Annotated in this window: 19 protein-coding genes and 1 pseudogene; 4 read left to right on the forward strand and 16 right to left on the reverse strand. The window is 70.9% G+C overall.

Translation table 11 applies throughout. The features are described from left to right. Positions 1-2: 2 nt before the first annotated feature. The 11 genes from I5071_RS29350 to I5071_RS29400 form a co-directional block, all read right to left on the reverse strand. Positions 3-671, reverse strand: coding sequence for a helix-turn-helix domain-containing protein (locus tag I5071_RS29350; protein ID WP_236516560.1), 669 nt, complete (start codon positions 669-671; stop codon positions 3-5). A gap of 38 nt (positions 672-709) precedes the next feature. Continuing rightward, positions 710-1,468, reverse strand: coding sequence for a hypothetical protein (locus I5071_RS29355; RefSeq protein WP_236516561.1), 759 nt, complete (start codon positions 1,466-1,468; stop codon positions 710-712). Positions 1,469-1,497: 29 nt separating this feature from the next. After that, complete coding sequence (locus I5071_RS29360; protein WP_236516562.1) at positions 1,498-1,800, reverse strand: hypothetical protein; 303 nt, start codon at positions 1,798-1,800, stop codon at positions 1,498-1,500. Then, positions 1,797-3,038 carry an ATP-grasp domain-containing protein gene (locus I5071_RS29365; protein WP_236516563.1) on the reverse strand — a complete coding sequence of 414 codons (1,242 nt, stop codon included), beginning with the start codon at positions 3,036-3,038 and terminating at the stop codon, positions 1,797-1,799. Before I5071_RS29365 ends, I5071_RS29360 begins: the two co-directional genes overlap by 4 nt. Positions 3,039-3,514: 476 nt before the next feature. After that, a complete protein-coding gene (locus tag I5071_RS29370) occupies positions 3,515-4,663 on the reverse strand; it encodes an alpha/beta hydrolase-fold protein (RefSeq protein WP_236516564.1) in 1,149 nt (382 codons plus the stop codon). Then, positions 4,660-5,634, reverse strand: a complete 975-nt coding sequence (locus I5071_RS29375; protein WP_236516565.1) for a hypothetical protein — start codon at positions 5,632-5,634, stop codon at positions 4,660-4,662. The genes I5071_RS29370 and I5071_RS29375 overlap by 4 nt, the downstream gene beginning before the upstream one ends. Before the next feature lie 84 nt (positions 5,635-5,718). Then, positions 5,719-6,864 carry a hypothetical protein gene (locus tag I5071_RS29380; RefSeq protein ID WP_236516566.1) on the reverse strand — a complete coding sequence of 382 codons (1,146 nt, stop codon included), beginning with the start codon at positions 6,862-6,864 and terminating at the stop codon, positions 5,719-5,721. Then, positions 6,861-7,577: a tetratricopeptide repeat protein gene (locus I5071_RS29385; RefSeq protein ID WP_236516567.1), complete on the reverse strand. Its 717-nt coding sequence runs from the start codon at positions 7,575-7,577 to the stop codon at positions 6,861-6,863. Before I5071_RS29385 ends, I5071_RS29380 begins: the two co-directional genes overlap by 4 nt. After that, on the reverse strand, positions 7,574-8,218 hold the full coding sequence (locus tag I5071_RS29390; protein ID WP_236516568.1) for an RNA polymerase sigma factor: 645 nt from the start codon (positions 8,216-8,218) through the stop codon (positions 7,574-7,576). Before I5071_RS29390 ends, I5071_RS29385 begins: the two co-directional genes overlap by 4 nt. Before the next feature lie 164 nt (positions 8,219-8,382). Further along, the gene (locus tag I5071_RS29395) at positions 8,383-9,306 is read right to left on the reverse strand and encodes a DUF4097 family beta strand repeat-containing protein (protein WP_236516569.1); all 924 of its coding nucleotides are present in this window, start codon (positions 9,304-9,306) and stop codon (positions 8,383-8,385) included. A 23-nt stretch (positions 9,307-9,329) separates the two neighbouring features. Continuing rightward, complete coding sequence (locus I5071_RS29400) at positions 9,330-10,016, reverse strand: hypothetical protein (protein WP_236516570.1); 687 nt, start codon at positions 10,014-10,016, stop codon at positions 9,330-9,332. Between the two features lie 223 nt (positions 10,017-10,239). On the opposite strand from I5071_RS29400, the gene I5071_RS29405 reads away from it, so the two are divergent. Continuing rightward, on the forward strand, positions 10,240-10,827 hold the full coding sequence (locus tag I5071_RS29405) for a hypothetical protein (RefSeq protein WP_236516571.1): 588 nt from the start codon (positions 10,240-10,242) through the stop codon (positions 10,825-10,827). On the opposite strand, the gene I5071_RS29410 is transcribed toward I5071_RS29405, so the two are convergent. Continuing rightward, complete coding sequence (locus I5071_RS29410) at positions 10,824-12,053, reverse strand: ATP-grasp domain-containing protein (RefSeq protein WP_236516572.1); 1,230 nt, start codon at positions 12,051-12,053, stop codon at positions 10,824-10,826. The two genes, I5071_RS29405 and I5071_RS29410, sit on opposite strands and share 4 nt — an antisense overlap. A gap of 99 nt (positions 12,054-12,152) precedes the next feature. Between I5071_RS29410 and I5071_RS29415 the strand changes: the two genes are divergently transcribed. Continuing rightward, positions 12,153-12,782, forward strand: a complete 630-nt coding sequence (locus I5071_RS29415) for an SRPBCC family protein (RefSeq protein WP_236516573.1) — start codon at positions 12,153-12,155, stop codon at positions 12,780-12,782. Further along, positions 12,782-13,114 carry an ArsR/SmtB family transcription factor gene (locus tag I5071_RS29420; protein WP_236516574.1) on the forward strand — a complete coding sequence of 111 codons (333 nt, stop codon included), beginning with the start codon at positions 12,782-12,784 and terminating at the stop codon, positions 13,112-13,114. The genes I5071_RS29415 and I5071_RS29420 overlap by 1 nt, the downstream gene beginning before the upstream one ends. 920 nt (positions 13,115-14,034) lie before the next feature. On the opposite strand, the pseudogene I5071_RS29425 reads toward I5071_RS29420, so the two are convergent. Next, a pseudogene (locus I5071_RS29425) lies at positions 14,035-15,582 on the reverse strand (phosphodiester glycosidase family protein); the annotation flags it as partial. A 178-nt stretch (positions 15,583-15,760) separates the two neighbouring features. Here I5071_RS29425 and I5071_RS29430 point away from each other — a divergent pair. Continuing rightward, the gene (locus I5071_RS29430; protein ID WP_236516575.1) at positions 15,761-16,558 is read left to right on the forward strand and encodes a hypothetical protein; all 798 of its coding nucleotides are present in this window, start codon (positions 15,761-15,763) and stop codon (positions 16,556-16,558) included. A gap of 256 nt (positions 16,559-16,814) precedes the next feature. On the opposite strand, the gene I5071_RS29435 is transcribed toward I5071_RS29430, so the two are convergent. From I5071_RS29435 to I5071_RS29445, 3 genes are read right to left on the reverse strand one after another with little or no spacing between them, the layout of a single operon-like run. After that, positions 16,815-17,294: a GrpB family protein gene (locus I5071_RS29435; RefSeq protein WP_236516576.1), complete on the reverse strand. Its 480-nt coding sequence runs from the start codon at positions 17,292-17,294 to the stop codon at positions 16,815-16,817. 1 nt (position 17,295) lies between these two features. Further along, the gene (glgA, locus tag I5071_RS29440; RefSeq protein ID WP_236516577.1) at positions 17,296-18,738 is read right to left on the reverse strand and encodes a glycogen synthase GlgA; all 1,443 of its coding nucleotides are present in this window, start codon (positions 18,736-18,738) and stop codon (positions 17,296-17,298) included. Positions 18,739-18,759: 21 nt separating this feature from the next. Then, positions 18,760-20,112 carry a hypothetical protein gene (locus tag I5071_RS29445; RefSeq protein WP_236516578.1) on the reverse strand — a complete coding sequence of 451 codons (1,353 nt, stop codon included), beginning with the start codon at positions 20,110-20,112 and terminating at the stop codon, positions 18,760-18,762. Positions 20,113-20,191: the final 79 nt, after the last annotated feature.

Here is a 20,191-nt window from a genome sequence, read left to right on the forward strand (position 1 = left end):
GATCAGCCCACGTCGAGCGCGTACATCATCACGAGGTAGATGACGGCATCGACCGGCCCCGGGTTCTCGTACTCGTGGGGCGAGTCGGCGACGAACATGATCGCGTCGCCCGCCGACAGTCGATGCCGCTCTCCGAGGTGATGCAGCACGAGCGTGCCCTGGCTGACGACCAGGTTCTCGGTCGTGCCCGGCGGATGTGCGCCGGCGCGCTCGACGCATCCGGGCCGCAGGCGGAGCTCGTAGAACTCGGTGCGGCGCTTGGGGCGGTGCGGGAAGAGCGCGCGCGATGCGAACGAGCCGTCGGCGCTGGTGAGGATCTTCGCGCTCGACGCGGGCAGCACCTCGACGTCGGACGCCCCTTCCGCGCTGAGCAGCGCGCCGAACGGGACCCCGAGCGCGTCGGCGATGCGCCACACGACGTTGATCGTCGGCGCGCTGCGCGCGAGCTCGATCTGACCGAGCATCGCGCGGCTCACGCCGCTCAGCTTCGCGAGGCCCTCGAGCGAGAGCCCGCGATCGGTGCGCAGGCGGCGGAGGTTCGCGCCGACGACGCGCACCAGCTCGGTGGGCTCGCCGCCCTGCGCCTCGTCGCTCGGGATCGCGGGCTCGGGCGCAGGGGGATGCGGCTCGGGAGCGCGGGTGTCGCGCGACTTGGTCCGAGTGCGGGCCATCGGGGGACCCGGGGAATATCACTCGACGTTCTCGGGCGCTACAGGCGACCGAGATCGACGTGGTGCACCACGAGACGCTCGCCGGGCGGAGGCGGAACGCGCAGCCAGGTGACGCGCGATGCGAGGCACGAGAGTGATCCTCCGCCGCGCACGCCGCTCGGGAGCTGCACGCCCATCAGCGTGAGCGAGCCGTCGGGACGCACCGAGACGCGCAACGTCATGCGACCCGCGATGCCGGGGCTGAGATCGGGCACGCACTCGATCAGCGACGCGCGCATCGCGTCGAGCGCAGCGTGCACCTGCCCTTCGTCGTAGCGCCCGGGCGGCGGGGGAAGCGGAGGAGGCGGAGGAGGAGGCGGCGGGATCACGACGCCACCGATCGCGACGCGCAGGGTGCCGCTCAACGGACTCGGCATCGGGCGCGAGAGCAGCGGCTGGACCCAGCGACGGATCGCGAGATCGACACACGCTTCGGCCTGCGCGCTGCGCGGGCGCATCGTCTGGCTGATCGTCACACCGCGACGCAGCGAGACGCGCACTCGCGCGCGCAGCGAGACGCGCATGCCGGGCATCGACTCTTCGATGCAGCGCCGCACCTCGGGCTCGGCGCCGTCGAGCGCGGCCTGGAGATCCATGTCGTGGGCAGGTGGCATCACCCGGCGTGCCGGTGCTCCGGCACCCGTGCCGGCGACCTCGGCCTCGGCCGCGCGATCGGCCACCCGCCCGTCCTGCGCACGCGCGCTCGACGCGACGCAGAGCAGGAGCAAACCCGCGACGATCGCTCGCCTCACCCGCATGAGAAACGCGGGCTCGCGAGCGCCTTGGCTCATCCGCCGCTACCACAGCGGATCGCGAGCGCGATCACCGCGATCACCGCCGCGATCAGCGCCCGCACGAGCGCGGCGGTGCTGGGCCCGCCGGTCGGCTCGAGCGGCGCGCGCGTGGTGGTGGTGACGGGCGCGTCGGTGTCGATCTCGGGCGGCGCCTCGAGCCCGCGTGCGATCAGCGTCTCTCTCGCGATCGTGCGCGCGAGCGCCGACTGCGAGGTGCTGCGCGCGATGAGCCGGAGCTCGTCGTCCTCCGCCTCCGCGAAGCGCGCGCGCAGCTTCTCTTCGTCGGGCGACGTCACATCCCGCGCTCGTCGGCGCGCCAGGCCTGGATGCGCTTCCAGAAGAGCTCGGTGAACGCCTCGATCTCGTGCGCGGGGAAGAGCGCGGAGACCTTCTGGCGGACTGCGTCGTACGCCTCCGCCGTCGAGAAGAACTCCCACGCGACCTCGTCGAGGTGCGCGAGGTGCTTGCTGCAGAACTCCTCGAACTGATCGCGCTCGAACCGCGCGTCCGCGACCTTCGCGTAGTGGTCGAGCTTGTCCTCGTACGAGAGATCGCCCGCCGCGATGCGATAGAAAGGATCCCAGTCGAGCGTGCGGCGCATCGGGCGCTTCGTCGCCGCGCAGAAGACGCTCCAGCGGATGTACGCCTTCACGAGCCACGGGAAGTGGTAGTGCAGGCTCGTCACCTGCGAGTCCGGGCACGGATTGGCGTAGTCGATCGGGTACCAGACTCCGTCCTTGCGGAGCGCTTCGCAGGAGTTGAACTCCCAGCCGAAGAACGCGTTGATCGTCTTCGTGACCTTCGCGAGGTGCTCTTGTTCCGCCGTGGTGATGAAGTCCTTCGCCATCGTGTAGCGGTCGTGGAGCGGGGCATTCGGATCGTAGAGCACGCACTTCGTCTGCGGCCCGAACCCGATGCAGCGCACGAATCGATCGAACCCGTTCACGCCCGCCTGGAGGTGCATGACGGACTTGCCGCTCTCCTCGTAGGCCTGGCGCAGCTTCGCGGTGTCGTCGATCTTCGTGACCCCGCGCCAGCCTCCGCCGTCGTAGGGCTTCATGAAGAGCGGATATCCGAGCTTCTCGGCGATCTTCGAGAGATCGAAGAGCTTCGCGTAGCGATTCAGCGTGGGCCGGAGATCGGCGGTCGGCTCGTACGACTTCGGCGGGACCATCCACGTCTCCGGGATCGGCATGCCGAGATGCATCATCGCCGCATAGGACGTGTGCTTCTCCATGCTCTGCACGGACCACGGATTGTTGAACACGTAGAGGTCGTTCATCACGACCCCCTTTTTGATCCACTCGCGCGACGTGTGATACCAGTGCGTCAATCGATCGATCACCACGTCGTATTTGACGGGCTGATGCAGATCGAACGGCTCGATCGTCACCCGCTCCACGTGGAAGCGGATCGTGTCGCCGGTCTGCGTCGGGATGCGCAGATCGAGCCGCTTCATCAGGTGCTCGTAACAGAGCGGCCAGCAGATGTCGGCGCCGAGCGAGAGCCCGATGTTCCGAGTGATCTCCGTCATGCGCGCGGAATCGTATCCGAACCCGGCCACGCCCGACGAGCCCGATCGCCACCGCATCCCCCAGAGCTCCGCGCCGTCGCTCCCGCGCCGTCGCTCCGCACTCGGCAATTTCTGAGGAGGGCAGGAGGGAAGGAGAGCAGGAGAATTCCCGCGCGAAAGCGCGCACACGCGCGAATCGCGGTGCTACACGCGAGCGTCCGAGCCGCGCGAACAGCGCGGATCCGTCGCGAGCCACCCCACCCTACCCAAGCGAGTCGGCAGAACCGCGGTACCGGGCGTGGGGTGGCGGGTCCGACGCCCTCGTGCGACGGGGGCTCGCAGACTCCGACCACAGACTGACGACAGCGTCGCGGCAGAGCGCGAAGCGCGCGCCACGACGCGCCCACCGCCTCCCAACACTCACTCCGCGATCGTCAGGCAGCCCGCGAGCGCTCAAGGCGGCGGACCCACCACCCCGCGCCTTCCACCGAGAGGCCTCACTCGTAGATCATCATGAGAGGCCCCGGATACAACCAGGACAACCCCTCACGCAATCGATCGCGCCAATTCTCCCAATTATGCCCGTCCCGAGCCTCGACGAGCTTCACCTGCATGCCAGTTCCGTCGAGCAGCGGCACCAGCGAGCGATTCTCGTAGATCAGCGACTCGTACACACCGCACGAGAGGAACACGCGCTCGCTGATCGCCGTCGGCTCGGCGCGGAACGCATTGACGAACTCCACCACTCGATCGAAGAGCGGCCCGCGCCGGTTGCGACGACCGATGTCGGTGAACGCGAACGAGCCCGACTGGAGCAACAATCGTCCGTAGAACCCGGGATAGCGCCACGCGGTCGAGAGCGACGCGACACCTCCGAAGCTCGCGCCCATGAGGCAGCGCGACTGGGGGCGGTCCTGCAGTGGCAATCGCTTCTGGAGATCGGGCACCAGCTCCTCGGTGAGGAACTTCGCGTGGCGCTCGTCGTTCGCGTACTCGCGAAGTCGATCCGGCGAGTCCGTGAACACCACGATCATGTCGGGGATCTCGAGACGGTGGATCAGGTTGTCGAGCACCGTCTTCATCGACGCGTAGTTCAGATAGTCACTACCGTCGTGCACGATCATCAGCGGATAGAGCCGCGTGCGCCGGAATCGCGCCGGAAGATAGACGTGCCCGTGTCGCACGCCGCCGAGCGCCTTGCTGTGGAACGCGAAGGGCTCGAGCACGCCGGGGCGCGCGAGCGGATCGGGGCGCGTCCACTCCGGCACTTCGTATCCCACGCCCTGCAGCACGGAATTCGCGCCGAACGGGTCGCGCGCGCGGTGCGGATTGAGCGGATCTTCGATCCACTGCGAGTGACCGTGCTTGTGGATCTCGAGCTTGTACTCGACGCGCGATCCCGGCGGGACCTCGAGCACCAGATACCAGAGGTCGGTGTTCTGGATCCGCTGGAGCGCCGAGTTGGACTCGAGCCCGTAGACCCAGTGACGGAGCGTCACGCCCTCGGCGTCGCCACGGAAGACGAAGGTGACGCGCCCGCCCTCGACGATCGGGAAGCGACGACCCGCCATCCACGCATCGACCTTCGCGCGATCGGGCTGGCTCGCCTCGAGCTCGTGGATCGCGAGGTGCTGCGACTGCGTCATGACGAGGCCTCGGGCAACAGATCGTCGGTGGGCTGGACCGGCGAGCGCGTGCCGTCGATCGAGAGCCGCAGCACGCGGTGAGGCGATCCGAAGCGGCCTTCTCGATAGGTGATGCGCGCGCCCGCGGGCATCGCGAGGCACCGCGCGGGCGCGAAGCGGCGCGCCAAGAGCGCGACGCGCTCGGCGTCGTCGAGTCGCAGTCGCGTCTCGGGGTGGGGCAGCGGGACCACGCCGGAGCAGAGCCCGAGGCCGCGATCGAGCACCTCCGACGCGCCCGGCCCTTGAGGCGGCGAGTCGTGGAAGAGCACCACACGATCCGAGATCGCCATGGCGCCGGCGGACCACGCGAGCACGGCTTGTCCGTCGATCAGCTCGGCGACCCCGAAGAGCCGCAGTCGATTGAGCAGCGTCGCGACGTGCCCGCCGGCGATCGCCAGCGCGACGGTGTCGCGGAGGATCTCGGCGATCTCGTGGCGATGACGAGCGATGGAGTCGCGCTCGAAAGGACGCCACGCCGCGTCGAATTCCGACTCCACCTTGGCGCACTGTCCGAGGTGGTACTCGTCGAGCAGACGGATCGCGCCGATCGCCGCGGCCTCTTCTTCGGCGAGGATCTCGGGGGGCGCCTTGCGCTGCCGGATGACGTGGTTCGCGTCGAGCTCGTGCTCGAGCCGGATGCGATAGAAGTCCTGCTTGTGGCGCAGCCGCTCCTGCTTCTTGCGGTGCGCGGCGTGGAGCTCGGGGTCGGCCCGGAAGATCTCGTCGGCGCGACGATGCAGGCGCAGATTGATCGTGCGTTTGCCGAGGTGCTCGTGGAGGTCGGAGTCCTCGCCCTCCCGCTCCTGCCAGCCTGCGGTGATGGTCGCGATGGGTCCATCGAGCCCGAGCTCGGCGGCGGCGGCGCCGAGCGTCGGATCGAATCGCTGCGCGCCCAGCAGCACGATGGCCCGCGGCGGTCTCGGAGTGCTCACGAGGGGCGCGACTCTAGCAGCCTGTCGATCGACCGCTCAACAGGCTGATCGAGCAACGGGCTGCTGGCATGCCCGAGCGCGCGATCAGGAGATGTGGAAGAGCAGCGAGAGCCCGCCGGTCCAGAGCACCGCGCCGAGCGGCAGCCCGTGGAAGTGCGTGAGGAACGACTCGGTCGCGACCACGTGAATTCCGGTCTCGATTCCGATCGAGAATTCGCGCACGACGTGGAAGCGCGAGCCGAGCACGATCATCGGTGCGACACCCGCCGCGGGATCGCGCCCACCGAGCACCATCATCTGCACCTCGGCGCCGACCTGGCCGTAGAGCGCGAGCTCGGGGATCGCGCGCCACGCGAGCTCGACGAAGGGCGTGAGCTCGTAGTGGGTGCGACCGTTCGCGCCGACCGCGCCACCACCGACGTCGCGCAGCCCGAACGCGAGGAATTGCTCGGGCATGAACGCGAGGTGGAACCCGCCGAGCATCGTGAACTCGTGCCCGGTCCCGCGCGGCACGCTGCCCATCAGCGTCTCGACCCCGAGCCGCATGAAGGGATCACGCGGGAGGCTGCTCGTCGTCGTGACCGGCGTGGTCGAGGCGTCGGCCTCGGTGGTCGCGGTCGAGGTGCGGATGCGCACTTCGGGCGTCGGCTCGGCGGCCGTCGTCTCCGCCACCACCGGAGCCTCGGGCGCGACCTCGGTCTCCGCCACGACCACGGGCTCGGTCTCGACGACTTCGGGCTCGGCGACGACTTCGGGCTCGGCGACGACTTCGGGCTCCGTCTCGGGCTCGATCTCGGGCTCCGCGCCCCGTCGCGCCCGCAGCATCGCGAGCAGCTCGCTCGCTTCGTCGCGCACCAGGTTCGCGATCACGATCACGACGCTCGCGACGCGCTCGTCGGCCTCGTCGGGCAGCACGATCGCGCGCGACAGCCGCGTTCCGTCGGCGCGCTCGTGCTCGACCGCGATCTCGACGCGTCCCGTCGATCGCAGCACCACGATCGTCGTGCCCTCGCGGCGACGGCGCGCCACCACGCGCACCCGCACGTCCGTGCGCAGCTCCTCCGCGAGCGCACGACGCAGCTGCTCCACGTCGACGCTGCGCGCATCGAGCCCACGCGTCACGAGCTCGATCGCGCCGACCTCCTGCGCGCTCGCGGTCCCGCACCATCCGAGCGCGACGACGACGACCATCGAGATCGCCGCGCGCACCAGCATCCCCCCCGCGCTCATTCGCTCAGCGCCTCGACGAGCTCCGCGGCCTCGCGCTGTCGATAGCTCCCGTGCTCGCCCGAAGCGAAGGGCGTGAGCGCGTCGCGCGCTTCGCCGTCGCGACCGAGGCGCACGAGGCACAGCGCGCGGTTGTAGCGGGCCTCGAGCGCGAAGCGCCCCGAGGGATACGCGTCGAGATAGCGCTCCCACGCCCCGAGCGCGCCCGCGGGATCACGCGCATCGAAGTGCAGCGCGTGCGCCTCGCGATAGGCGCGACGCTCCGCGGGATCGACGCCCTGCATGCGGCGATCGTCGACGTCGTCTTCTTCGACCTCGGGCGCGCGCTCGCGGCGCTCGATCACGACGGGCTCGGGCGCCGGCTCGATCGCGGGCGCGACGATCTCGGGCTCCGGCGGCTCGACCTCGACCTCCTCGCGCGGCGCGACCTCGCGCACCGGCGCGGGCGCGACCTCGTGCTGCACCGGCGCGGGCTCGTCGCCGCCGAGCCACGCATCGAGGCGACCGGTCGACCACGCCCACACGCTCGGCACGCCGAGCCCGAGCGCGAGCACCGCCGCCGCGGCCATCGCGAACATCGTCCGCTGCGCGCTCGCGCGCTGGGTCGCGAGGATCTTCGCGCGGGTCCGCGCGGCCTGGTCCGACTCTCCGCCGACCTCGTCGCGCAGCGCGCGTCCGGCGCGCGACAGCATCGCGTCGAATTCGTCGTCGCTCATCGGCGCACCTCGCTCCCAATGGCGCGTGCCTCGGCACGGGCCTCCGCCTCGAGCATCTCGCGCATCTTGCGGCGCGCGTGGAAGAGACGCGTACGCACCGTCGCCTCGGGCACACCCATGATCTCCGACGCCTCGACCGACGTGCGCTCCTCGACCACGCAGAGCACCACCGCGACGCGCTGCTCCATCGGGAGCGCATCGAGCAACCGGCGCATCGTCTCCGCGAGCTGCCGCCGCTCTTCCGCGGCCTCGAGATCGGGCGTGCTGTCGCGCGGCTCGGCGTGGAGGCGCTCGAGCGCGCCCAGCCTGCGTGCCGTCGCGCGCTTCGCGTGCCGCGCGTGGTTGCACGCGATCGACACCAGGTACGTGCGCAGGCTCGAGCGACCCTCGAAGCGACCCACCAGACCGGGCAGCGCGACGAACACGTCGTGCACGAGATCCTCGGCCGCGGCCTCGTTGCCGAGCAGGCGTCGCGCGAACGCGCGCACTGCCTCGTGGTGCCGGTCGTAGGCCTCACCGAGCGCAGCAGCATCGCCGCGCTTCAGGCGCTCGACGAGCGCCTGCTCGCTCGACGCGGGGGCCTGGTGCGCGGTTCGGCCGAGCACGGCGGCGGTTATGGCGGTGGCTGCCGAGAACAGCAAGACGCGTCTCCTATGCTCGCTTCAGAGGCTGTCGATCGATCGAACCCGGCCGAACGGAGAGCAAGCGGGTTGGGGACCCGCGCGCAGCGTTTGGGAAGGGGGGACCCGATCCGGCTCTGCCGGTCGGGGGGAAGGGTCTTCCAAGACCCCTCCGAAGACTCGGCTCAGTCCGCTTCGACCACGGTGATCGAACCGCTGCCGGCGCGCGCGCGCACCGTGAATTCCCCGCCGCCGTTGATGGCGCCGCTGAAGCTCTCGCCCGACCGCGACACCTCGCCGGCACGCACCGTCACGCTGCCGCTCCCTGCGTCGAGGTCGAGGCTCATCCCCGCCCCTCGGGGGATCACGAGCGTGATCGAGCCCGAGCCGGTGCCGAGGGTGACGTTGCCGTCGAGCTGCGTGGTGAGCTCGAGATCGAGCGAGCCGGAGTCCGCGGAGAGCTCGCCGTGTCCGCCGAACGATCCGTCGATCGAGCCCGAGTCGGTGTCGGCGAGCACCGGGCCGCTCATCACCATCGTGATCGAGCCCGAGTCCGCCTGGAGCCGACCGCTGCCCGCGACCACGTCGATCGAGCCCGAGCCGGCCTGCAGGATCACCTCGTCCGCGTCGCGCAGGCGGATCGAGCCCGAGCCGGTGTGGATGTTCACGAAGGGCGCGTCGAGCTCCGCGGCATCGACGCTCGCGGCGCCCGCGGTCACGTCGAGCTCGGTGCCGATCTGTTGCTCGATCACGACCGAGTCGACCCACACGTTCTCCGCGGCCGAGCCGTCGTAGGCGAGCTGCAGCTCGATCACCGAGTCGCCGCCGCTCGGGAGATCGACCTGCACGTCGTTCGCGATCTGGTCGGGATCGTCGCCGACGCCGGCGAGGCCCGAGATCGTGACCTCGGCCGACGCGCCGAGACGATCGGCGCCGCGCACCACGAGATCACCTCCGTCGAACGTGGTGCCGAGCCCTTCGAGATCGACGCGGAGCTTGGTGATGTCCTCGGTGCTCTCGGCCTGCACGTCGCGCGTGAACGCGTTCGCGTTGAAGGTGCAACCGGTGGCGAGCGCGAGGACGAGGGTCGTACGGATGAGGGCGCGCATGCGTGGCTCCTGCGAAGCGTGGATCACTGGATGTGGAAGGCGAAGGCGAGGCCGCCCTGCAGGACCACCGAGCCCTGCGGGAGCACCTCGTGACCGAAGAGGAATCCGTCCTCGGTCACCGGGACGTGCATCGCGGACTCGACCGCGATGCTGAAGATCTCGGCGACGAAGAAGCGCACGCCGCCGCCGATGAACGGCGCGATGCCGGTGGTGCGACCCTGCGCGCCGCCGAAGCGCACCTGCACGCCCGCACCGACCTGCGCGTAGGGCTGCACCCGCTCCCAGAGCGGCATCGTGAGCTCGAGCGCGGGCGAGGCGCCGATCGCGTGGCGATCACCGACCAGCGTCGTCGCGTGCCCGTAGCCGATGCGGCGCGCGCCGACCGAGAGCCACGGCAGGACGCGGAAGCCGACGTCGATGCCCGAGGTCCACGTGGGGGAGATCTCGTGGTGCGGCGCATCGCGCAGCCCGACCAGCCCCGAGAGACCGATCGAGAAGAAGCCCGGCGCGAAGACGTCCGGCTCGGGCTCGGGCTCGGGCGCGGGCTCGACTGCGACCTCGGCCACGGGCGCGGGCGCGATCGGCTCGCTCGGTGGCGGCGGCGCGGGCTCGGCGGGCACGATGATGACGACGTCCTGCGCGAGCGCGCGCGGCGTGATGGCCAGCGCGAGCGCGAGAATCGAGAGGAAGAGGGTCGGTCGCGGCGTCACGGGGGGCTCCAGCGGGGGGTTCGACCCTGCGTGCCCGCTCGTCGGATGACCGTTCACGAAAAAAGATCGGCTCGCGCCTCCGCGCGCTCCCGTCCGGGCCCTCCGGGACGAGCACTCCCGACCGACAGAAAAAACGCACGCGCCCCGATCGGCGTTTTCGACCAGAATCGCGGGCGTGCGCCCACCTATTCGCACCCTCGCTGCCTTTCTCGTCGCGCTCGGCGTGTGCGCGCATGCCTCGGCGCAGGAGCACGAGCGTCCACCCGCGCCGCGCTGGCAGCCCACGGGCACGGTGCACCTCGTGGTGCAGGGAGGCGCGATCGCGGTGCTCCTCGCCGAGCCCGAGGACACGTCGTTCTTCGCGGGCGGTGAGCTCGCGGTCGGCGCCGACGTGCGGCTCGCGCCCGAAGCGCACCTGCGCGCGCTGCTCGTCGGCGCGGGGCAGACCTACGACGACCAGCGCCTCGCGCGCGCCGATGGCGAGATCGTCGAGCGCAGCGGCACCGGCTTCGTGACGGGCGGCGTGCGCGTGATGATCGGGCTCGTGCTGGTGCCGCTGGTCGCGATGCGAGTCGGCGCCGAGCTCGGGTTCGAGGGCATCGCGAGCGTGGGCCGCATGACCTCGTACGCCGGCGGGCTCTTCGAGGCCGCGCTGCGGCTCACCGACGAGGAGCGGCTCGAGATCCTGCTGCAGGTCGCGGTGCAGTCACGCGCGCGGGGGCGCTGGGTCCGCACCGACGTGCCGAGCGACGCGGAGAGCGTGCACTTTCCGGCGGGGCGCCTGATGCTCGGTGTCGGCTGGCTCTTCTAGCGAGCGCGGACCTTCACGGTCTGGCCCACCGCGTCGAGCATGCGGCGCAGCTCGTCGTAGTCGGGGTGCTTCATGCGCACCCACGCGTTCGCCATGTAGCCCGCTTCCACCGGCTGGGTCGGCGTGCCCGGGGGCGGCAGGTGGGCGTCGATCACCCACTCTCCATATCGACGCTGGATCTCCTCGACCCCTTCGTAGTGCGAGATCACTCCGTCGCGATCGGGGCGCAGCGCGATGATTCCCGCGCTGAATCGACGCGACAGCGACTGCGACGGTCGACCGTGCACCACCGCGTGCGCCCACTCGCGATAGATGTCGAAGTCGTTCGCTGCGGCGTAGAGGTCCCAGGCGCGCACGCCGGGAGGACGACAGCCGATCTCGCTGAACTTCAGCCCCTTGGGCCCGAAGAACCACTCCATGTGGGTGGCGGACGTGCCGATCTCGAGCGCCCCGATCACCTTGCGCCCGAGCGCCTTGAGCTCTTCGTACGCCGGCGCGGAGTCGACGCGATTGGTGCAGACGAATTGCGGGCTGATCCAGCGCGTCCTCATCGCCTCGAGGACGTTCGGATAGTAGTGACAGACGAATTCGTGCACGACGCGACCACCGATCGTGATCGTGTCGTAGAAGCCCTCGTGGCCCTCGATGAACTCCTCGACTGCCGCGCTCCCGCCGCGCCCGAGTCGATATTCGCGAATGGCATTCTCGAGCTCGGCGTCGGAGTCGACTCGCATCGTCCCCGACGCGCCCGCGCCGTCGCGCGGCTTGACGATCAGCGGGTATCCGACCTTCGCCGCGAACGCGCGCGCCGCGTCGGGATCGTTCGTGCCCAGCGACTGCGCGGTCGGGATGCCGTGCTGGCGCGCGATCTCCTTCATCGACGGCTTGTCGCGGCAGAGGAACGTCGTGCGCACCGAGGTGCCGGGGATGCCGCACGCCTCGCGCACCTGCGCGGCGCACATCACGTGCGCCTCGACGACCGCTTCGAGCCGATCGACGCGCACCTTCTGCTGGATCCAGCGCACGGCCTTCTCGACCTGCGCGACGTCGGTGACGTTGCCGACCTGCTCGTAGTGGAAGAGCCAGTGTCGCAGCGAGTCGTCGAGCGCTTCTTTCGGTCGCTCCCCGATGCCGGTCACCCGCGCTCCGACGGCGTGCAGGGCGCGGACGAATTCGCGCTGGTTGGCGGGAAAGCACGGCTCGAGGAAGACGACGTCGATGGGCATGCGGCGAGCGCGATCGTATCCGAGCGCGAAGATCCGCCGCAAGCAACAGCGCTTGCTAATATAAGCATCGCCTGTTAGACGGATGCGAGGAGGTCAGCCATGCGAAACGCGCTCGGCGCAGAGTTCCGTCGGATCGAGGACCGGGAGCACCTCGGCACACGCGCGATGGTCGCGGTCGCGATCCGCACCTACGACACGACGATCGAGGATCTCTGGGAGGCGCTCACGAGCCCCGAGCGCCTGCCGCGATGGTTCCTGCCGATCGAAGGCGAGCTGAAGGTCGGCGGGCGCTATCAGCTCGTCGGCAACGCCGGCGGGACGATCACGCGCTGCGATCGCCCCGAGGCGCTCGACGTGACCTGGGAGTTCGGCGGCGGCACGAGCTGGGTGAACGTGCGCCTCGCGCCCGACGGCGCGCGCACGAAGCTCACGCTCGAGCACATCGCGCCTCGCGACGGGATCGGCGAGGAGCACCTCGCGAAGTACGGCCCGGGCGCGGTGGGCATCGGCTGGGATCTCGCGCTCTACGGTCTCGCGCTGCACATCGCGGCCGGCGGCGCGCCGGTCGATCGCGCGGCGGTCGATGCGTGGATGGCGTCGAGCGACGGGAAGGCATTCGTGCGCGAGAGCGGCGAGGCGTGGGGCGACGCGCACGCCGCGTCGGGTGAAGATCGCGAGTCGGCCCGCGAGAAGGCGGAGCGCACGATCGCGTTCTACACTGGCGGCTGATGCACGCCTTCGACGTCCTGGGAGACCCGGTGCGGCGGCGCATCCTCGAGCTCCTGGCCGCCGAAGGCGAGCACACCTCGGGTGAGATCGTCGCGGTCGTCGGGCGCGAGTTCGGGATCACGCAGTCCGCGGTCTCCCAGCACTTGAAGGTGCTGCGCGAGAGCGGGTTCACGAGCGTGCGCGTCGAAGGGACGCGCCGTGTCTACGCGGTCGACGCGCGCCCGCTCGCCGAGGTCGACGCGTGGCTCGATCGCTTCCGCACGTTCTGGGAGCCGCGGCTCGATGCGCTCGCGACCGAGATCGCGCGGGGCAAGCGCAAGCGCTCGCGCTGACGCACGAGGCAGACGACGAGCACGAGCAGCGCGATCGTCCACCCGCCGCGCGCAGTGCCGCGACCTGCGACGCCACACGCGCAGCCTCCGGCGCTCGCGGGCTCCTCGATCGACGCGTCGGAGCGCGTGCCCGCGTCGCGCTCGCCACCGCCATCGCTCGCGCTCCCCGCGTCGTCGCTCACGCCGCCGTCGCTCTCGCACGCGCCCTCGTCGATCGCGCCGTCGCAGTCGTCGTCGTCGCCGTCGCACTCCTCGTCGCGCGCGACGCACGCCGGGCCGGCGACGCGCATCGTCGAGTAGAAGCGCGCATCGCCCCAGCCCTGCGCGTCGCGGAACGCGGCGAGCGTGATCGCCGCGCCGAATCCGTCGCCGGTCGACGGCCAGCACGCGTACTCGTCGGCGCCGCGAGCGCAGACGTCGGCGAGCCCGTCGCCGGTCACGTCGGCGAGGCGGATCGTCGAGTACCGACGCGGGTCGTCCCAGCCCTGCGCGTCGGCGAGCGCGGGACCGTCGATCGTGCGGAACGCGTCACCTTCGCGGGCGTAGCAGCGGATCCCGGCGTTCGCGCGCGCACAGAGGTCGTCCGCGCCATCGCCGGTCACGTCGGCGACGCGCAGCGTCGCGTAGTTGTCGTGATCGCTCCAGCCGCTCTCGTCGGCGAGCGGCGCGACGATCGTCGCGCTCGCCGCGAAGCCTTCGCCGGTCGAGAGATGACAGCGCAGATCGCTCGCGCCGCGGCCGCAGAGATCGTCGCGTCCATCGCCGTCGACGTCGGCGAGACGGATCGTGCTCCAGTGCTTCGTCGCGCCCCAGCCGCTCGCGTCGGACCATGCCGGACCTTCGATGCGGCGGGTGAGCGCGGTGCCATCGGAGAGGAAGCACTCGATGCCGCTCGCGGTGCGCGCGCACGCATCGGCGCGACGATCGCCGTCGACGTCGCCGAAGCGGATCGTGCCGTAGCGCGAGGGCTGATCGAAGCCCGCGGCGTTGCCCCACGCCGGACCTTCGCGCGGCTCGGCCTCGAGCGCGTCGCCGGTGCTGCGCCAGCATCGGAGCCCCGAGTAGCCGCGCGCGCAGAGATCGTCGCGTCCGTCTCCGTCGACGTCGGCGAGACAGATCGTGGAGAAGTACATCGCGCGATCCCAGTCGCCCGCGTCGTCGAGCGCGGGGCCCGAGATCGCCGCGCCGTATCCGTCGCCGCTCGCGATCCAACAGCGCACGCCCGCGCTGCTCCGCGCGCACACGTCGGCGCGACCGTCGGCGTTCAGATCGCCGGTGCGGATCGTCGAGAAGCGCGAGGGCTGATCGAACCCCGACGCATCGGAGAGCGCGTCGATCGCGAACGCCGCGTCGGCGAATCCATCGCCGGTCGACGCACGGCACGCCCAGCCCGCGACGCCGCGCGCGCACACGTCGGCGCGACCGTCGCCGTCGACGTCGCTGGTGCGCCCGAGATCGCTCGCGCCGAGGATCGCCTCGAGCTCGCCACAGGTGCCGCCGTCCTGCGAGGTGCGGAAGCAGTCGTCGAGCTCGCGCGGGATGCAGCTCCCGGGCGCGACCGGCCGACCGCCCGCGGTGCCCGCGAAGATGCCCCAGTGGTTCGCGACGACGCGCGGCGTGCCGTCGGAGGGCGCGTTGATCGTGCCGCGCCCCTCGAGCCACATCTGGCTCGAGCCGCCGCCGTCGAGGTTGAACGCCTGCCACGCGCCGAGCTGATCCATGAGCGACGCGAGCTCGGTGCCATACATGCCGGCGGAGACCGACGATCGACCGTCGACGACGAGCAGGATGAACGTGCGGCGATCCTCGCTGAGCCCCATCGCGGTGCGCGGATGACGCGCGCGCATGTCGCTGCGATCGGGGAAGCACGACGTCGCGGTCGGGCTCGAGCAGGTGTAGCGACGACCTTCGGTGACGAGCTCGGGGAACCCGCTGACGAGCGCGGTCGTGCCCTCGGGGATCGCGCCGGTGACGGTGCCCGGCATGAAGCCCTGCGTCGCGCCGCCCGCGCGCTTCACCGCGCCCGAGTGACCGAACTCGACCCAGCTCGGGCCGAACGCGATCCAGCCGTAGTCGCGGTAGTACCAGTCGTCGCGATAGGCCGCGGCCTCGCCGGTCTGCGCGACCGGCCACGCCGCGCCGCTGCCCGCGGCCTGTCCGTAGACGATCGGCGTCGACGTGTCGGTGCGGAAGAAGTCGCCGTTCACCGCGGCCTGCACGCCGACCGACGCGCCCCACGACGCTGCGGTGCGACGGCTCGTCGGGCGCGAGGTCGCGGCGACGTGCACGCGGTCCGCGCAGAGATCGACGTAGAGCGCCCAGAAGCGCGTCGTCGGCGAGGTGGTGCGACCGGTGAGCAGGCGGATGCCGGGCTGGGGATCGGACCACGAGCGCGACGAGATCGTCTGCGCGCGCGCCGGGACTGCGAAGAGCGCGACGATGGCGCACGCGATCGAGAGAGCTCGCATCGGGGCGCGTCGTGAGCACGACACGTTCCACGCGCATCGAGGTCGGATGCGCGCACGTTGCGATCTCGGGTCCGCAGCGATCGCGCCGCGGTGTCGCGATCCGTCCGCGGATCGCCCGACGGATGATCAGCCGCGCGCGTGGGTGCTCGCGCGCAGCAGCGTCGGCTACGATCGCGCCATGCCCGACACGAGAGACGAAGAGGTTCGCTACGACGCCGAGGCGGCGGAGCGAGGGTTCAGGGACACCACGGCGCTGCGCGCGGCGGTGCGCGATCCGAGCGCACCACGCGGGCTCGATCTCCAGCAGGCAGCGTTGTTCGGCCTGCGGATCGCGCGACACCTCGCCGAGCCAGCGGTGAAGGCGCGCTTCGATCGGCTGCCCGACGACCTGCTGAGCCCCAGCGTGCGCAACACGATCGGCCCCGCGGCGTGGGCGCTCTGGTACGCGGTCGCGAGGCGCGCGAGCGCCACTGCCGGCGAGTCGTCGGCGCGCCTCGGTGAGGCGACGCTGCAGCGCGCGAGCGCGATCAAGGCGCGCATGATGAAGGTCGCCGAGTACGTGCTCGACGGCGACGAGGGCGCCGCGATCGAGCTCGCCTCGATCCGCGCCGGCGCGGGCCACGCCGATCTCGCGGAGGATCTCACCCGCCTCGCCGCGCTGTACCGGAAGAACGCGGCGCGGGTGGCCGAAGGCGGCGTGCACTACCGGCGCACCGACGCGCGCGCCGCGAAGGACGCGGCGGCGGCGATCCTCGCCGAGCTGAGCAGCGGCGAGACGCCCGACGTGAGCACGGCGCGCGACGACGCGAACCGCGCGTTCCGCGTGCTCGAGCAGGCCTACGGCTCGGTGCGCCGCTTCGGCATCGCGCTGTTCCCCGAGGGCGGCGAGGGGCGCTTCCCCGCCATCTACTCGATCCGCCCCGTGGGATCGCGCGGCGCCGAGGAACGCGAGGACGACGAAGAGACCGAGACCTGAGGATCGCGCTCATCTCGCGATGAGATCTCGAGGCCCCGCGCCCTCATCGCTCATCTCGAGATGAGATCTCGGGGCCCCGAGCGCCCTCCCGCTCATCTCGAGATGAGATCTCGGGGCCCGAGCGCCCTCCCGCTCATCTCGAGATGGGCGCTCGAGGCCCGAGCGACCTCTCGGCGCATCTCGACATGAGCGTCGGGGCCCTGCGCGCCTCTCGGCTCATCGCGACATGAGGCCACGCAGAAGCGCGCCTCCGACGTCACCGCCGGGACAGGGCCTCGGTGATGAAGCGGCTCTTCGCCTCGCGGTACGCGTCCATCTCGCGGCCGTCCCACTCGCGCTTGAGCGCGTTGTACCGCTCCACGAGCGAGGGGCTCGCGCGCAGCGCGTCGAGGAACGCCACGAAGTCGTCGTAGGGTCCGCCTCGGACGGTGAGCTGGATCGCGACGTCGAGGTGCGAGGGAACGAGGTAGCCCTGGTACTGCTCGTTCGAGAGCTGGCGTGGATTGCGCTCGAAGAGGCGATCGACGATCGCGCGCGCATCGTCGAAGCGCTCTCGCGGGACCCGCACCAGCAGATCGATGTCGCCCTTGCCGATCACGCCCGGCACCGCGGTGCTCCCGACCTCGAGGGCCTCCGCCCAGCTCGGGAGCGCGCGCGAGAGCTGCGCCAGCACTTCGTCGCGCACGCGCGCGTGCTCGCTCGGATCGATGGCGCCGATGTGGAAGCGCTCGATCACGTCAGGGCGCGATCGCGCGATAGAGCTCTTCGTACGCGCGCACCCGCCGCGTCCACGAGAAGTCGTCGCGCATGCCGTTCTGCTGGAGGCGGGCCCACTGCTCGCGGCGGTTCCACGTCTCGAGCGCGTAGCCGAGCGCCCACGCGAGACCGCTCGCGTCGAAGTGCTCGAACGAGAAGCCGTTGCCCTCGCCGGTGCGCGCGTCCCAGGTGCGCACCGTGTCGGCGAGGCCGCCCGTCGCGTGCACGATCGGCACGGTGCCGTACGCGAGGCTGTACATCTGGTTGAGCCCGCAGGGCTCGTAGCGGGAGGGCATGAGGAACATGTCCGCGCCCGCTTCGATCAGGTGCGCGAGCGGCTCGCTGAAGCCGCGATGGAACGCGAGCTTGCGCGGGTGCTGGCGCGCGAGGCGCGCGAAGAGCTCTTCGTAGCGGCCCTCGCCGCTGCCGAGCACGACGACCTGCACGTCGCGCCGCGCGAGCAAGGTCGGGAGCACCGCGTCGCAGAGCTCGAAGCCCTTCTGCCAGACGAGGCGCGACACGATGCCGATCACCGGCACGCCGCGCACGTAGGGCAGCTTCATCGCAGACATGAGCGCTTCTTTGTCGCGCTCCTTGTTCGTGAGGTCGTCGCGCGAGAAGCGAAACGGAATGCGCATGTCGCGCTCCGGGCTCCACTCGCTCGGATCGATCCCGTTGAGGATCCCGAAGAGCACGTCGCGTCGCGCGCGGAGGAACGGATCGAGCCCCACGCCGTGCTCGACGGTCGTGATCTCGCGCGCGTAGGTCGGGCTCACCGTGGTGATCGCGTTCGCGTAGAGCAGCCCGGTGAGCAAGTAGTTGAGGCGGCCGTCGCGCAGCTGATCCTGATGGAACGACGACGCGGCGTCGGCGAGGCCGGTGTCGGGCAGGATGCTCGCGGGGAACGCGCCTTGGTGGCCGATGTTGTGGATCGTCAGCACCGAGCGCGTGTGCTCGAAGAGACGATCCCACGCGAACACCGTCTGGAGCATCAGCGGCAGGAGCGCGGTCTGCCAGTCGTTCGCGTGGACGACGTCGGGCGCCCACTGCTGGTATTGGCAGAGCTTCAGCGCGGCCCAGCAGAGGAGCGCGAAGCGCCGGTGCTCGTCGGCGTCCTCGGTGTAGATCGACGCGCGCTCGTAGAGCGCGGGACAGTCGACGAAGAGCACCGGCACGTCGCTGCCGGGCAGCTCCGACGAGAGCACCGAGAACGTGTAGCGATGCGTGCCGAGCGAGAGCTCGCTCGGTGGGAGCACGCGCTCGAACGTGCGGCCGCTGGTGCGAACGCGCTGATAGAACGGCGCGACGACACGCACTTCGTGACCGAGCGCGCGGAGCGCGCGAGGGAGGGCCGCGGAGACGTCACCGAGGCCGCCGGTCTTCGCGAACGGGGCGACCTCGGACGAGACGAGCAGGATGCGCACGAGGGCGCGAGACTATCACCGTCAGGGAGCAGTCGACGACGACGGAACACACGTGCAGTCGCCCGACGTGATGCACGCGAGGCCGTCGGGCGCGCGGCAGACCTCGCTCCCGCGACAGTCGACGTCGTGCACGCAGTGCGACGTGCACACGCGCGGCGCGAGCTGCCACGGCTCGATGCACGCGTGGCCGGGCGCGCACGCGTCGGCGGACTCGCAGGTGTGCACGCAGCGCGCGTGGCCCTCGGTGAGCTGCACGCACGCATCGCCGCGCTCGGGGTCGCAGAGCACGACGTCCAACACATCGATGTCGGGGTACAGATCGGCGTCGGGCGCGCACTCGGAGAGCACGCACACGCCGGTTTCGAGCGACGGAGTCGCGCGGAAGCACTCACCGCGTCCGAACGGCGACCAGCACTCCGCGTCGATCGTGCACGCGGCACCGAGGTTCGGCTCGAGCACGTCGTTGTAGTTGCCGCGCCGGCACGTGCCGTCGGACACGCACGCGAGCCCGGCGTCGCACCGGCTGCCGTGGCCGGAGGAGCCGACACGATCCTCGGGCGCGTCGTCGCCGACCAGGCACTCGACCACGCACCAGCCCTCGCCGTCGACGCCGGCGCAGCGCGTGTCGAGCGGGCACTGGTGATCGTTCGCGCAGCGATGGGTGCAGGTGCCGAGCGAAATCTGGCACTCGGTGCCGATCTCGCAGTCCTCGGAGTCGGTGCACGCGGCTCCGATCGTGCTCTGGACGACGCAGGTCCCTGCGCTTCCACAGATCCAGCGCTCGTCGGGCGCGTAGGCGAGCACGCCGTCGTCGGTCGTGACGTACGCGCACTGCGAGTCCGAGGTGCAGCGCTCGACGCACGCGCCGAGCACGGGATCGCAGGCGTACTCTTCGCCGCATTCGTCGCTGCTCGTGCAGCGCGGGCGACAGAGGCCCGGCGCGCGGACCGGGCCCGCGAGAAACGCGCGCCCCGCGACGACGTGGGGCACGCACACCGTGCACCCGGGGCACGTGGAGGGGTCGTCGGGATCGCACTCCTGCGTGCAGAGACCGCCGGGGAACGCGAGGACCTCGAGCGGCGGCGCCGGCGTGCCGTCGGGCTGCTCCGCCTGCGCGGTGATCGCGACCTCGCGGCGGCAGATCAGACCGCTGGTGCACACGACGTCGTCGCAGTGCGCGCCGTAGTCGGAGCACAGGAGCTCGTCGCTCGCGTCGATCACCAGCGAGCCGTCGGGGAAGTCCGGGACCCCGAGGGAGATCGGCGTGCAATCGATGACGGGGCCGCATCCACCGAAGCACGAGCAACCTGGGTGGAGCGACCCCGCGAGCGCGATCGCGATCACGATGCGCACGCCGTGACGATCGGGGTTCATGCGCACGGGCACAGCACGCTCCGTGCCCGCGAAACCCGCGCAATTCGTGCGCGGCACAGTGTGCCAACGCGTGAGGATC

Origin of the sequence: Sandaracinus amylolyticus (assembly GCF_021631985.1) — a bacterium.
Lineage (GTDB): Bacteria > Myxococcota_A > Polyangia > Polyangiales > Sandaracinaceae > Sandaracinus > Sandaracinus amylolyticus_A.